The 14,114-nt window shown below is 58.1% G+C and carries 15 protein-coding genes; 10 read left to right on the top strand and 5 right to left on the bottom strand.

Annotated features, from left to right (window positions below; translation table 11 throughout):
• Positions 1–293: IS30 family transposase (locus GA0061100_RS10620; protein ID WP_143525405.1), on the top strand; the 293-nt coding region annotated here is incomplete at its 5' end.
• 180 nt (positions 294–473) lie between these two features.
• Here GA0061100_RS10620 and GA0061100_RS10615 read toward each other — a convergent pair.
• Both GA0061100_RS10615 and GA0061100_RS10610 read right to left on the bottom strand, forming a co-directional pair.
• A complete protein-coding gene (locus GA0061100_RS10615; RefSeq protein ID WP_075852600.1) occupies positions 474–1,214 on the bottom strand; it encodes a class I SAM-dependent methyltransferase in 741 nt (246 codons plus the stop codon).
• A gap of 463 nt (positions 1,215–1,677) precedes the next feature.
• The gene (locus GA0061100_RS10610; protein WP_075852599.1) at positions 1,678–2,532 is read right to left on the bottom strand and encodes a D-alanyl-D-alanine carboxypeptidase family protein; all 855 of its coding nucleotides are present in this window, start codon (positions 2,530–2,532) and stop codon (positions 1,678–1,680) included.
• Positions 2,533–2,900: 368 nt separating this feature from the next.
• On the opposite strand from GA0061100_RS10610, the gene GA0061100_RS10605 reads away from it, so the two are divergent.
• Positions 2,901–5,030: a TonB-dependent siderophore receptor gene (locus GA0061100_RS10605; protein WP_244557797.1), complete on the top strand. Its 2,130-nt coding sequence runs from the start codon at positions 2,901–2,903 to the stop codon at positions 5,028–5,030.
• An 86-nt stretch (positions 5,031–5,116) separates the two neighbouring features.
• Here GA0061100_RS10605 and GA0061100_RS10600 read toward each other — a convergent pair whose 3' ends face one another.
• Entirely contained in the window at positions 5,117–5,341 is a 225-nt protein-coding gene (locus tag GA0061100_RS10600) for a DUF1127 domain-containing protein (RefSeq protein ID WP_075852597.1), read from the bottom strand.
• Positions 5,342–5,444: 103 nt separating this feature from the next.
• On the opposite strand from GA0061100_RS10600, the gene GA0061100_RS10595 reads away from it, so the two are divergent.
• The 5 genes from GA0061100_RS10595 to GA0061100_RS10575 all read left to right on the top strand — a co-directional run bounded on the left by GA0061100_RS10595 (position 5,445) and on the right by GA0061100_RS10575 (position 7,836).
• A complete protein-coding gene (locus tag GA0061100_RS10595; RefSeq protein ID WP_075852596.1) occupies positions 5,445–6,335 on the top strand; it encodes a LysR family transcriptional regulator in 891 nt (296 codons plus the stop codon).
• A 373-nt stretch (positions 6,336–6,708) separates the two neighbouring features.
• Positions 6,709–6,918 (top strand): cold-shock protein, encoded by a 210-nt coding sequence (locus GA0061100_RS10590; protein ID WP_075852595.1) that lies wholly within the window; start codon positions 6,709–6,711, stop codon positions 6,916–6,918.
• 110 nt (positions 6,919–7,028) lie between these two features.
• A complete protein-coding gene (locus tag GA0061100_RS10585) occupies positions 7,029–7,310 on the top strand; it encodes a cold-shock protein (protein WP_075852594.1) in 282 nt (93 codons plus the stop codon).
• A gap of 28 nt (positions 7,311–7,338) precedes the next feature.
• Positions 7,339–7,581, top strand: coding sequence for a 30S ribosomal protein S21 (gene rpsU / locus GA0061100_RS10580; protein WP_075852593.1), 243 nt, complete (start codon positions 7,339–7,341; stop codon positions 7,579–7,581).
• Between the two features lie 45 nt (positions 7,582–7,626).
• Positions 7,627–7,836, top strand: coding sequence for a hypothetical protein (locus tag GA0061100_RS10575; protein ID WP_075852592.1), 210 nt, complete (start codon positions 7,627–7,629; stop codon positions 7,834–7,836).
• Positions 7,837–8,113: 277 nt separating this feature from the next.
• Here GA0061100_RS10575 and GA0061100_RS10570 read toward each other — a convergent pair whose 3' ends face one another.
• Positions 8,114–8,770: a dihydrofolate reductase family protein gene (locus GA0061100_RS10570; RefSeq protein WP_075852679.1), complete on the bottom strand. Its 657-nt coding sequence runs from the start codon at positions 8,768–8,770 to the stop codon at positions 8,114–8,116.
• Between the two features lie 263 nt (positions 8,771–9,033).
• Here GA0061100_RS10570 and GA0061100_RS10565 point away from each other — a divergent pair, with 263 nt between their 5' ends.
• The 3 genes from GA0061100_RS10565 to GA0061100_RS10555 all read left to right on the top strand — a co-directional run bounded on the left by GA0061100_RS10565 (position 9,034) and on the right by GA0061100_RS10555 (position 13,518).
• Complete coding sequence (locus GA0061100_RS10565; protein ID WP_425298676.1) at positions 9,034–10,887, top strand: ABC transporter ATP-binding protein; 1,854 nt, start codon at positions 9,034–9,036, stop codon at positions 10,885–10,887.
• Between the two features lie 2 nt (positions 10,888–10,889).
• Positions 10,890–12,791: an ABC transporter ATP-binding protein gene (locus GA0061100_RS10560; protein ID WP_075852590.1), complete on the top strand. Its 1,902-nt coding sequence runs from the start codon at positions 10,890–10,892 to the stop codon at positions 12,789–12,791.
• Positions 12,792–12,927: 136 nt separating this feature from the next.
• Positions 12,928–13,518 carry an NADPH-dependent FMN reductase gene (locus GA0061100_RS10555; RefSeq protein WP_075852589.1) on the top strand — a complete coding sequence of 197 codons (591 nt, stop codon included), beginning with the start codon at positions 12,928–12,930 and terminating at the stop codon, positions 13,516–13,518.
• A gap of 84 nt (positions 13,519–13,602) precedes the next feature.
• Here GA0061100_RS10555 and GA0061100_RS10550 read toward each other — a convergent pair whose 3' ends face one another.
• Positions 13,603–14,094, bottom strand: coding sequence for a GNAT family N-acetyltransferase (locus GA0061100_RS10550; protein ID WP_083961309.1), 492 nt, complete (start codon positions 14,092–14,094; stop codon positions 13,603–13,605).
• Positions 14,095–14,114: the final 20 nt, after the last annotated feature.

The raw sequence follows: 14,114 nt of genomic DNA, 5'->3' as shown, positions 1-14,114 counted from the left end.
GCCAGAGCTTCACCTTTGATCGCGGCACGGAGTTTGCCGGCTTCCGGGCTCTGGAAGATGGTATCGGCGCGCGCAGCTGGTTTTGCGATCCCAGCGCACCGTGGCAGAAAGGCGCTGTGGAGAATGCCAATAAGCGCATTCGTCGCTTCATGCCCGGCGATACCGACCTGGCGGCCGTGTCACAACGCGACCTTACCCAACTTGCCCGCCATCTCAACGATCAACCACGAAGATGCCTGGGTTACAAGACGCCGGCGGAGGTGTTCATGACCCATTTGCAAGAAGCGGGGTGATCCCCTACCCTCAACACCGGCACGATGCACTTGGGTTAGCTTCTCCACGCGCCTACTGCCCTCGCATCGTTCCCGACGAACAACGCTTGTCCCTACGCGTCGATCCGATGCATGTGAGCAGCTTCGTCGCCGTAGCAAACCGCAGCGGCAGACTGGAATTTCAATCGCTCGACAAGCCCATCATGCCTCCAGGGCCATGACGACGATCCAGGCCTGCCATCTGACACCCGGGATTTTCAGCAGCAAATTGTCGATCTGCTTGCCGGTGCCCCGGACCGCGGCGCCGAGCGGGCTTCGGCGAAACGGGATGGAAGCAAGCGCAGTGAGCCCGAAGAATTCCAGATCGCACTTTGAGAAATATTTGCGCACGATCTCGAAGTCGGATTTCAAGAGCGGATGCTCATCGACCGTGCGGGCCTCTGGCGTCCGGTTTCGGTAAAGATTGATCACGGGATTGTGGCCGAGCGGCTCGAAGAAGAAGGCCCTGCCGCCGGGTCGTAGCACGCGCCGGATCTCGCTGAGCGATCTCTGCAGAACGAGGTGATGCAGGATGCCGCTGCCGAAGACGACGTCAAAGCTCGCCGACGGCAGATTCATGTCCTCCGCATTGTCGACCTGGAACGTCACGTTGTCGATCCCACGGAGAGCCGCCGTATTCGTGGCCTGTTGAATGGCGACGTCCGAAATGTCGATACCGGTAATCCGCTTGGCGGAGTGTGCGAGGCCAATACTGCTCATGCCGTTTGAGCATCCGTACTCGAGCACGTCCCTTTCAGGACAGGCCTCCCTCACCAGCCGCCAATAGGCGTCCACAGCGGGCTTTACGGCGAAATAGAACGAGTCCTCTTTGCGCTCCTCCACCGCACCGAAGCGTTCATTATGGAAATCGCGCTCACGCGTCAAACGTGCATCATACGTCATTCCGGTCCTCCCAACTTGACCTAATGCGTTGAAATATTTGCGAGATCTATATTATAGGAGCATCAGGCCGATCGCGGCCAATGATGGGTCCTTCATTTTCGGAGAATAACAAACTGAAACCAGATATCTCCGCCTATGCGAATTCGCAGTTCGACGCTTATTCCTACCAGAACATGAAAAGAGCGCAGCGAACGAGCAACTTCCGCTCTAGACATAGGGCAGCCCGCCAGTTCGGCAACAACCACCCGACTATTCATCGCGAAAGAGTTTTCTCCACGATCCGCCGCGAAATGCCCCGGATAAAGAGGAGCATTGGGAGGCATCGTGCATTTGCATGAGGAAACCCGATTCCCCTACCCTTTACGATGGGTATAATGCGGTAGGGGTCAGCGTCTCAGCGGAGCCACCCCTTGTCGGCTGCCCAAAGATGAATGGCTGGCTGGATGCTGAAATCAGGCCGAAATCAGTTGGCTGAGCTCTGCTTGGGAGCACCAGTCGATACGGTGGCCGTTGTCGCAACCGGGGTCAGGTACGTGTCCAGAAGGCTTGCCATCTTGTTGTCGCGAATTTCAGCAGTCTTTTCGCCCATGACCACGCCGACAACACGGCGGCCATTCTTCGTCGCGGAGGTCACGAGATTATAGCCGGAGGCATCGGTATAGCCGGTCTTGATGCCATCGGCTCCAGCATAGCGATACATGAGATTGTTATGACCGCGCAGCTTCATGCCGCGGAATTTGAGGCCGCGCATCGAAAAGAGCTTGAACTCATCCGGAAAGTCCCGCATCAGCGCAACGCCGAGCGTTGCCATGTCGCGCGCGGTGGTCACTTGCTCCGGATCCGGCAGGCCCGAGGGATTCTTGAAGACGGTATTGCTCATGCCGAGTTGATGCGCCTTTGCGGTCATCGTCTTGGCAAAGCTGTCCTCCGAGCCGCCAAGCTGCTCGCCGATCGCAACAGCCGCATCATTGGCCGACAGGACGACGATGCCTTCGACGGCCTCGCGCACGGTGACTTTACGACCTGCACCCACCGCCAGCTTGAACGGTTCCTTGCCTTCGGCATTCGCCGACATGGTCAGCTTCTGATCCCATTTCAGGCGGCCGTCATGCAGCGCTTCGAAAGCAAGATAGAGCGTCATCATCTTGGTGAGCGAGGCCGGATAATTCAGCTCGTTCTCGTTCGATGCTTCCAGCACCTGACCGCTATGCGCATCAACGACGTAGCTCGCCTGCCCCGCCTCTGCCACCGAAGCCGCGCCGAGAAGCGATAAGGTCGAAATCGCCGCGGCGAAAAGCAGAGATGTTGTCTTGAGCATGGATTTTTGCGGTCTCTTTTATTGGTGTTCTTGATGGAGCAGCCGGTACGCCGAGGTGAACAGGCTGCCAGCTTTTCGAGCGGAATGGATCGGGCAAATCTATGGCGGAAAAAAGAACGAGGCCATGAAAAAAGGACAATCCGAAAATAGTCCCCAGGCTGCTTGTTATCCACCCTCGCCCAAATGCTGATCTTGCAGCCAGTTCAAAAGTCCCTCGATAAAATATGATTATTATACTCATGTATTATTGACGATTACGAGCTTCGCCTTTAAACACTCACGCAACGGTTGCGACCCAGAGGAAGAGAGGCGGATCTCGTATGATTCCATGCAATGATATCAATGGCATAAGACGTCAAACCTCGAGCATGGCCACGGCCACATCGGCTTTCGCTCTTGCCCTGTCGCTATCGGGAAACGCCTTCGCTCAGGACGGCGCGGCGGGTAGCGAAAACGCGACGCGTTTGGAGCCGATCATCGTCGAGGGTGCTGAGTCCGAGCAAAGCGACGGCAGGACCGTAACGGCAAAGCGCAGCCGCGGTGCGACCAAGATCAGCACGCCATTGATCGAGACGCCCCGTTCCGTCTCCGTCATTACCAAAAAGGAATTGGAGGAGCGAGCGGCCAGCAACATCGTGGAGGCCGTGCGCTACACAGCAGGCGTCACTACCGCCTCGACCGGTTTCGACCCGCGTTACGATGTCATCATGCTGCGTGGCCAGGTGCTGTCGCTGAACGGCGATTATCGCGACGGCCTGCGCCAGTATTACGTCAACTACGGCAACTTCCCGACTGAGCCCTATTCGCTGGAGCGCGTCGAAGTCGTCAAGGGACCTGTTTCGGTGCTCTACGGCTCCGGTTCGCCAGGCGGGATCATCAATAAGGTTTCAAAGGAGCCGCTCGAACAGCCGTTTCACGAGGTCGGCATTCTCTGGGGAACGAAGGATCGCGCGCAGGCGACCTTCGATTTCAGCGGCCCAGTCAAGCAGGGCGACGACCATCTCTTCTATAGACTGACCGGCCTGGCGCGCGTCGGCGATACCAATTTCGACATTGCCGACGATCGCTACATGCTGCAGCCCTCGTTGCGCTGGAATCCGGACGCGGCGACCACCGTCACCCTCTACGGATTGCTGCAGGCAGACGAGAGCGATGGGAGCCCGGGAGCCGTCATTGCGCCGGATGGCCGCGTCCTCGACATTCGCGCCAGCGATCCGGACTATGACCATCAAAAGGTACGCCAGCAGCAGATCGGCTACCGTTTCGAACACGAGTTCGACAATGGCCTGACTTTCCGCCAAAACACACGCTACTCCCACATGGATCTGCGCACGCGCTATCTCAGCGTCGCCAGCTGGACCGGCACGATCGCGCATCGCAGTGCGACGGCCCTGCGTGACGACGCCCATATCTTCCAGGTCGACAATCAGCTCGAAGCGAAATTCGACACCGGCCCGCTCGCCCATACCATGCTGTTCGGGCTCGACTATACCTATCTGACCTCGTCCTTCGGCTATGGCCTGGACTGGGTCACGAGCCCCGCCTACGATCTCGACATCAGCAATCCGAGATATGGCGTATCGGGACCGACGCCCAACTATAATTTCTCACTGCTGGACAAGGATATCAGCCAGACCGGCATCTACGCGCTCGATCAGATCGAACTCGACAGATGGCGCTTCACGCTTGGCGCTCGCCAGACCTGGGTCAAGCAGACGCTCGACACCACCTACCCGACCGCCGGCACGAGCGACCATCAATCGGAAACCAACAGCGCAACATCCGTCCAGGCCGGTGCACTCTATTTATTCGACAATGGCATCGCGCCCTTTGCCAACTACGCCACTTCGTTCGATCCTGTGACGATGCGCTCGGCTTCCGGACGCGTGCTGGAGCCGACCAAAGGCGAGCAGTTCGAGACAGGCGTGAAATACCAGCCGCCGGGGACGAATATCCTTCTGTCAGCAACCGCCTATCATCTGGTCGAAAGGAACAAGCCGCAATTGGTCAATCCGCTGCTGCTCGCCTACCAGTCGCTTGGCGAGGTGACGACCAAGGGGCTGGAGCTGGAAGCACGCACGGCGCTCGATTCCGGGCTCGATCTGATCGCCACCTATACGCTGAGCCGGTCAGAAATCACGGAGGGCGAGAATGCCGGCAAGGAAGTCGCGGCAAGGCCCCGCCATGTGGCGTCATTGTGGGCAAACTATACCTTTGCGGAAGACTCCGCTGCCGCAGGGCTCAGCGTCGGCGCCGGCCTGCGCTACAACGGCAGAAGCTACACCGACAATGCGAACACCGGCGAAAACGCCTCGACTTTCTATGTCGATGCCGGAATGAGCTACGATTTCGGTGCTGCTAACAAGGACTACGCCGGTTTGATTGCGGCGGTGAATGTACGGAACATCGCAAACCGTCGCGACGCAATGTGCGAAAGCGGCTTCTGCTATCTGGGACAAGGCCGCAACGTCACCGCCTCGCTCAAATATCGCTGGTAGCCGTTTCAATAACACCGCTATTCAAAGGCGTCCGGCCCGATGGTTCGCGCGCCTTTGAGCATCCAATGTGCTTTGCGCAACACGCTTTAACTCCAGAACCATGACTTGCTGACTTCGGTACGTGCTTCGGCGCGCGTCATACCGATGTCGCGAAGCTGATCGTCGGTCAGCTCGCGGAGGGTCCATCTTGTCTCGCGCTTTTCGAGGTAGGCCAGAAATCTCGCCAGCACGCTCCGCAAAAATTGCCGCTTTGGCCGCCCCCTGCCCGCGCCGGCCGCTGCCAGCATCGGCCTATCGATATCGGTGGTCATCTTCCTGCTCCTTGGGGCTCGTATCAACATGGCCTTAGGATGCACTGGCATAAGCAATGAATGAAGCTTATGGTATTTATACAAATCATAAGGAATTCTTCTATTGCTCAATCTGGATCAGCTAACGACTTTCCTCAGCGTGGTCGATCTCGGCAGCTTCACAGCCGCTGCCGACAAGATCGGGCTGACTCAACCTGCCGTCAGCCTGCAGGTGAAGCTTTTGGAGCAACGCCTCGGCGTGAAACTGATCGAGCGTGTGGGACGGCGGGCGCAGCCCTCGCCGGCCGGACTTGATCTGCTACCGCATGCGCGGCGCATCATCGAAGCCTGTTCCATGGCAGAGGAGGCGATGACACCCTTTCGTGAGGGGTCGGTCGGTCGCGTTCGTATCGGCAGCGGCGGCACGGCCTCGATCCATCTGCTGCCTCGCGCTATCGCCATGGCAAAGAAACGCATGCCTGATCTCGAGATCATCGTCCGCATCGGCAATATCGACGAGATTCTGCGCGATCTCGAAACCAATGCGCTGGATCTCGCGGTAGTCGCCCTGCCCGCTGCCGGACGTTCACTCGAGGTCGAACCATTCCATGACGACGAGCTTTTGGCTGTCGCCCCCAAGGGAAGTGTGATGCCGGATGGCGGGCCGGATGTGGCATTCATGAAGGACAGGACGCTACTGCTTTACGAAGGCGGCAACACGCGTCGCGCCACGAATGAATGGTTCGAGGCTCACGGAATTCGCCCTGAGCCGGCTATGGAGTTCGGTAGCGTCGAGGCCATCAAGGAGCTGGTCGCAGCCGGTCTCGGATGGTCCATCCTTCCGGACATGGCGCTGAGACGCGACAAGTCCGATCTGCTCGTTACTTCGCCGCTCAGGCCAAGGCTCGTTCGGCAACTCGGCATGGTGTTGCGCCGGGACAAGCATCTCACGAAGGGGCTTCGCGAAATCATGAAATCGCTGCGTGAAATTCAGGCGTCGGACCACACGGTATAGCGTAAGCAGAATATTCTGGTCGGCGGCCTTTCGCTTACGGACCAAAGAGTATGTCCACAGCTGCATACTCTAAGAGCGGGTCATCGGCCTCGGGCAGGATAGACCATGATTCAGTCTCGGGATGTTGAAGAGACGGGTCTCGTACCTGAGCAGGCCGAAGTTCGCCTCAAAAAGCCACACCACAGGCCGAGAACTGTCATTTTGAGCGCCTCTGTTGCTAAAATTTGAATTGAACCTATATAGAGCCTATCGACCATTGCTTGCGACGTCGCCGAAGAGCCAACGGACTCTCGCCGGATTTCCTCTCAAATAATCGATCTAATCCCGCAAGGCATCGCGGGAGCAACAACGGTTACTATGAAAGGAAATCGTTATGAACACTGGTACTGTGAAGTGGTTCAACTCCACCAAGGGCTTCGGCTTCATTCAGCCTGATGATGGCAGCACGGACGTTTTTGTCCATATTTCAGCGGTAGAGCGCGCCGGTATGCGGTCGCTTAACGATGGTCAGAAGATCACCTACGACATCGTGCAGGATCGCAGATCTGGCAAGAGTTCGGCTGACAATCTTCGGGCCGCATAAGTTTGTCACGGCTTTGTGCGACCACGGATGTACCGGCGCACAGAAACCATGATCGAGGAAGGTCGGGATACGTCCCGGCCTTTTGTTTTTCATTTCGAACGGAGAACGACATGGCACATGGTCGTTACCGGCCGGGCGACAGCATCGTCCTGAAGCCTGGAATTTTTGGAAGCGTCCAACCCGCTGGCAGCATCGTGTCTGTCCTGCCGGTCTCACAAGGCGTTGTTCACTACCGCGTCCGCTTCCAGAACGAGAGTTTCGAGCGGAGCATCCGCCAGGACGATATTGACGTTGAAGCGTCACCATCGTCGCTTTCGCCGGTGCAAGTCGAGATATCGCAAATATCGAAATCGAGCTGGATCAACTCGAATTCAATCCGTACCAAGAAATAAACGCAGCGCGAGCTGAGAAGGAGACATTTTGCAGGTTCTGGTTAGAGACAACAACGTCGATCAAGCGCTCCGCGTCCTGAAAAAGAAGTTGCAGCGGGAAGGCGTGTTCCGGGAAATGAAGGCCCGCAGCGCCTATGAAAAGCCGTCCGAAAAGCGCGCCCGCGAAAAGGGCGAGGCGATCCGCCGCGCCCGGAAGCTTGCCCGTAAGCAGGCACAGCGTGAAGGCTTGCTGCCGGCACCTAAGAAAAAAGTCATAGCGCGAGCTCGCTGACCTCCGCCGTCTTTTGGAAAACGCGCCTGCTGAAATGGAGGAAGCATGACAAAGACGAAAGACAATCTGTTCAAGCCTGAGAAGCTGTCGGCACAGGCCAAATCCGAGCAGACGACGTCGATTGCCAAGGATATCCTGGCGAATGAGACGTCTGCTCGGCAGAAAAAGACGGAAAGGCTTCGTGCGCTCCGTTTGGCGCAAGAGGCGGAGCTAGGACCAGCGCCGAAAGCAACAAAGAAAGGCAAGAAGGGATAGCGATCGCCCGAGGCGGCTACGTTCCCTTCGATCGACTTGCGGCCGTACCCCTTGATCGTCAGCGCCATTGCAGGTCTGCTGTGGAGGACAGCCGCAAGAAATATGTTCGTTCTCCTGTGCAGACTAGCTACGCATTAATATTCCGGCGGGCTCGCGCCTCAGGGCTACAGGAGTGGTTATGTACGGGAATTGGTTCTCGGGGACGAGCTTCTGCATTATCGCCGAGAGCGCTGGGTAACCTCAGACGGTAAGACGGTGATGGCGCCGATCCGACTGTCTATCTAAGCCATTTGCGGCGCTCGATCTCCTCTTCGGACGGATTCGGCCCGACGAAGGAACCGGTCTTCACCAGGCCATCCGGCTGGTAAGTCGCAAAGATGACGCCGGTCGGGGAAGACTGGGTGCGCAACAGCTTCATTGCGGCAGGAATTGCCCCGTCGGCGAACAGCTTCTTGCCGCCGCCCAGCACGACCGGAAAGATCATCAGCTTGAATTCGTCGATCAGTTCGTGACGCAGCAGGGTCTGAATGAGATCGCCACTGCCCTGAATAAGGAGATCAGGCCCCTCTCCCGCCTTCAATTCCTTGATCGCTGCCACAACATCTTTGCCAAGAGATTGGCTTCCGTTCCATTTCAGCTCGACATCGCTGCGCGTCGCAACATATTTGGTGACGCTGTTGAACCGTTTGGCAATCGGATCGTCGCTCTCAACGTAGGGCCAAAAGGCTGCGAAAATATCGTAGGTCTTACGTCCGAGCAGCAGATCGAACGGATTTTCGAACAGTTCGAAGAGCGCCTTGCCGGTTTCTTCGTCGGAGTGAGGGAATACCCAGCCACCATGCTCGAAACCGCCTGTGGGGTCCTCGTCCGGACCGCCGGGTGCCTGCATGATGCCGTCGAGACTGATGAATGTTGCTGCTATAATTTTGCGCATGATGTCCTCTTTTTCTGGCATGGTGCCCGGAGGACGTCTCGCCGGTTTCGATCCCGACATATTCATCGATTATTTTTTAAACACGCAATCTAACGTTCGCGTTGGACTTGTGACCGATTGACTCTTGAACGCCGCCACGGAATCGGCAAAATTCATCCTATCAATATTCCCCTGAGATACGAACCCGTCTGCGGGCCAGCCTCGTTTAATTATGCCTGGATAAAAGCGTGAGCAGCGATTCATCAAGAAGCGCGCCGAAGCCAATGGCTTCGCGTGCGCATGTCAATGCGGTCGGTTGGGGCCAAGGCCTGTCGACGATCGTTCGTATCACCCATATGACGCTGCGCCATCCCTGGCAGACCAGTTTTGCCATTGGAGCAACTTTTGTAGCTGCAACGTTGCAGCTGACGATCCCGCGCCTGCTGGGCCGTGCCGTCGACGAGACGCAGACGGCGGTTGCCGGTGGTGCCGCCGGTCAGATTGCCGAAAATGCCTTGATGACAACCGCTCTTCTGCTGCTCGTCGTCAGTATTTTGCGCGGCCTGTTCACAATGGTACAGAACTATTATAGCGAGGCCGTCGGCCACCACATGGGCTATGAGCTTCGGCTCGCCTGTTATGAGAAGATTCAGCAGCTCTCCTTCAGCTTCCACGACAAGGCCCATTCCGGCGACCTCATCACAGTCGGCCTGCTCGATCTCGAAGGCGTGCGCATGTATTTCTCGACGGCACTGGTGCGCATGGTGCTGCTCACCATGCTGATCGGCGTCGGCGCCTATATGCTGCTGTCGACCGATGTCGCCCTCGGCCTGCTGGCTCTCAGCTTCGTGCCTTTCGTGGCGTGGCGCTCCTCCGTCACGCAGTTGCGGTTGCGGTCGACTTGGCTCGACCTGCAGGAGCGCCTTTCGGTGCTGACGCGCGTCATGGAGGAAAATCTCGGTGGCATCCGCGTGGTACGCGCCTTCGCCGCTCAGGCGCACGAACTCCTGAAGTTCGATCGCGCCTCGCACAACGCGCTTTCCCTCGCCCACCAGCGCGTCGGCATCCGCGTCATCAACACCAGCGCCATGAACCTCTCTTTCTTCGTGTCGATGGGGCTTGTGCTCTGGCTTGGCGGCCTGAAGGTCATCGATGGCGTGATCAGCGTCGGTACGCTGGCCTCGTTCCTCACCTTCATGACCATCCTGCAAATGCCGGTGCGCCAACTCGGCCTGATGGTGAATGCCTTCGCGCGCGCCTCCACCTGCGGTTCGCGCCTGTTCGAGCTGCTGGATCTCGATATTCCCATCAAGGATGCCCCAGACGCCAGGCCGCTTGTCGTGACTGACGGCACGCTGCGTTTCGAGAATGTCGATTTCAGCTATCCCGGTGCAGAAGAGCGGCCAGTGCTGAAGAATATCTGTTTCGAGGCGAAGCGTGGCGAGACGATCGGCATCGTCGGGCCACCCGGCAGCGGCAAATCCACCATCGCGCATCTTATTCCGCGCTTCTACGATGTCACGGCCGGACAGATTACGCTCGACGGCCAGGATATCCGCAAGGCGACGCTGCAATCGCTGCGGCAAAACGTTGCCGTCGTGCAGCAGGACTCCTTCCTGTTCACGACGAGCATCGAAAACAACATCGCCTATGGCGACCCATGGGCGAAGGAACCCCGCATCGAACGGGCTGCCGAGTCGGCGCAGCTGCACAACTACATTCTCGGTCTACCGGCCGGCTATACCACAATCGTCGGCGAGCGCGGCGTGTCGCTATCCGGTGGCCAGCGTCAACGCCTGACGATCGCCCGGACATTGATGCTGAAGCCCGCCGTGATGGTCTTCGACGATTCCACGGCTGCGATCGACGCCGCGACAGAGCAGCGCATCCGCAGCGCCATGAAGCGCTTCGCACGGGACCGGGTGACCCTGATCGTCGCCCACAGACTGAGTTCGCTGATGCATGCCAACCAGATCCTCTTTATCGAGGATGGCGAGATCGTCGAGCGCGGCACGCATGAGCAGCTTCTGGCCGCAGGTGGGCGGTACAAGGCGCTCTACGATCTGCAGGTTCGCCCGGAGGATGATATCGTCAGGACATCCGGCGGCGTGCTCGAAAGAGCGAAAAGGGAGGTTTGACGATGTCGGAAATCACCGAAACCGAGCGCAACGATGTGCGCGAGGATGGTCGTCGCCCGCCCCGCGCCGTGGTCGGGTCCCATCGTGTCGAAGAGGAGATCTTCGGCAAGGTCTTCGACAGCAAGATCATCCGCCGCATCTGGGCTTTCGTCAGCCCTTATCGCCGGCAGATCTACATCTCCGTCGCAGCCGTTCTGCTTTTTACCGCATCGCAGATCGTCATACCGCTTGTCATTCGCCATGCAATCGATAGTGCGATGGCGCCCGGCGCCATAGATTATTCTGCCCTCTGGTTGTCTCTGGGAGTTTTCACGGCAGCCATCCTCGTCAATTACGGGGCGAGCTATGTGCAGGAAACCTATGTCGGCCAGGTCGCCGAGGAAGTCCTGTTCGACATTCGCAGGGCGATGTTTGCGCATCTGCAGCGTGTGTCGCTGTCCTTCATGGACAAGACGGAGGTCGGACGCCTGATGTCGCGCCTGCAGGGCGACGTCAACTCCATGCAGGAATTCCTTGAAACCTCGGTGCTTTCCGTCGGCGACATCGCCCTGCTCTTCGGCATCGTCATCGTCATGCTGTCGCTCGATTTCCGGCTTGGCTTGTTGACGCTCTCCGTCATGCCGATCCTGTTCATCGTGCGCCTGTTCTGGCTGCCGAAGGCACGCGTGGCCTTCATGAACGCCCATGAGACCAACTCCGTCACCAATGGCGCGCTGGCGGAAGCGATCCATGGCGTGCGCGCCGTCCAGGGGATGCATCGGCAGGCAGTCAACTTTGCTCTTTTCGATGACAAGGCGCATACAAACCTGCAGTCGCATCTGACGGCTGCGCGCTATGCCCAGGTCATGGTGCCGATCGTCGATACGCTGACCGGCATGGCCATGGCGATCGTCATCATCGTCGGCGGCTCGATGGTGCTGAACCACAAGCTCGATGTCGGCATCATGGTCGCCTTCCTGTTCTATATCCAGCGCTTCTTCGACCCGATCCGCTCGCTGACCATGCAGTATTCGGTGATGCAGCGCGCCATGGCCTCCGGCCAGCGGTTGACCGAAGTGCTCGACGTGCCGGTCGACATCAAGGATGCTCCCGATGCCAAGGAGCTGTCGCCGAATATGGATGGCTCGGTCGAGTTCCGCGACGTCGTCTTCGGCTATAATCCGCAGCACCCCGTGCTGAAGAATGTCAGCTTCAGGGTCAATCCCGGCGAAACCGTAGCGCTGATCGGGCCGACGGGTTCAGGCAAGTCGAGCTCGATGGCGCTCATCCATCGTTTCTACGATGTGCAGCAGGGCCAGGTGCTGGTCGGCGGTCATGACGTGCGGTCCCTCACCCAGGATTCGCTCGGACGTCAGATCGCCATGGTGCTGCAGGAGCCGTTCCTCTTCACCGGCACGGTGCTGGATAACATCCGCTACAATAAAACGGAGGCGACGCGGGAGGAGGTCATCGAGGCCGCCAAGGCCGTCGGCGCGCATGAATTCATCATGCGGCTGCCTGATGGCTACGACAACGTTCTCGGCCAGCGCGGCGGCGGTCTATCGCTCGGTCAGCGCCAGCTCGTCAGCTTTGCCCGCGCCCTTGTCGCCGATGCCAAAATCCTCGTGCTCGACGAAGCCACGGCGAATATCGACAGCTATACCGAAATGCTGATCCAGAAGGCATTGGTGAAGCTGCTCGAAGGTCGAACGGGCCTTGTCATCGCCCATCGTCTGGCGACCATCCGCGAGGCCGACCGCATCCTCGTGCTGCAAAACGGCCAGCTGCTTGAAAGCGGCAACCACAATCAGCTGATGGCGAACGGCAAGCTTTACTCGAAGCTCTATAACCTCAATTATGCGTCCTTCGACGATATTCCGGAGGAGGAAGTCTCCGCTTCGGTGCCCGTGGAGTCGCGAACCTAAAGCTATTCCAGGAAAAGTGCGCAATGGTTTTCCGTCCGGAATTGTGTGAAAACAATGAGATAGAACAGTTCAGAGATTCCGTGAAGAGCTGAACTGCTCCAGACATGTCGCACAAGACTGTGGGGGCATAATCAACATGACCGACAGTATTCTGGTTCTCTACGGTTCCTATCGGTCGGATCGCGTCGGCATCCGTCTTGCAAATTATATCGTCAGCAGCCTGCAGCGGCGCGGAAACGATGTGGAGCTCATCGATGCGCAAGCGGTTGGCCTGCCGATGCTCGATCGGATGTACAAGGAATACCCCAAAGGCTCCGCGCCCCCGGCAATGGAGAGGCTCGCCGAAAAAATTCGGGCTGCCGATGCCTTCATCTTCGTAACAGGCGAATATAATTGGGGCATGCAACCCGGTCTGAAAAACCTGACTGATCATTACCTTGAGGAGTGGTTCTGGCGCCCGGCAGCGATTGCCAGCTACTCCGGTGGTCGGCTTTCCGGCGCGCATGCGGCGGTCGCCTGGCATGGCGCCCTTTCCGAGATGGGAATGATCGTCATTTCAAGCACGCTTGCCGTCGCCAATATCTCGGCGGCATTGGACGTCGGCAGCAAACCGACCGGGAGCGGCGGCGATGCACTCGCGAGAGCTTTTCCCCGTTTTGCCGATGATCTCGCCTGGTGGACCGAGGCGGCGAAACAGCAGCGCGCCCGCAAAGCGCCTCCGTACTGAGAGCTCGAGGTCCGTCTGTGGGTAGCCCAGATATCTTACCTTCCCACAACGGTACTGCTACGGAGATGCCTTTGTGATGAATAGCTAACTCACATAGATGATTTGCTCGGCTCCGAACCGATGCAATCGCCTCAATTCTCTCATCCCCACGCGTTCCAGCAGGCGGCGGGATGCGAAATTGGCAGACTGGGTTTCCGCTATCAACCGCTTGAGCTGCAGATCCTTCAAAGCATAATCAAGGACGCGCTTTGCCGCTTCCGCCGCATAGCCATGACCCCACGCGCCTGGAAGAAATTGATACGACAATTCGCGGTCCTGACCGTCTCCATGATGTGAAATGGAAATCAAACCAAGAGGCTGCCGCGAGTTCTTGGTTTCCACCAACCACACCGTTTCCCCTTCCTCAAACGCGAAATAGCAAGCAATCACCGCTTCGCGTTGATCAAGTGAAACAGGTCCGCCGAGAAAGCGGCGCACCTTTTCGTGAGTGATCAACTGCCCGACAAAGGCACTGTCGGTAGCAAGAAGCTCGCGCAGGTGCAGTCGCTCAGTATACAGATTACATTTCTCCATCATGGCGCCAGTCTATCGAGAGC

It is taken from the genome of Martinezella hainanensis (genome assembly GCF_900094555.1).
Lineage (GTDB): Bacteria > Pseudomonadota > Alphaproteobacteria > Rhizobiales > Rhizobiaceae > Rhizobium > Rhizobium hainanense.
The sequence above is the reverse complement of the archived record's forward strand: the minus strand, read 5'-3'. Positions and strand labels throughout refer to the sequence as shown.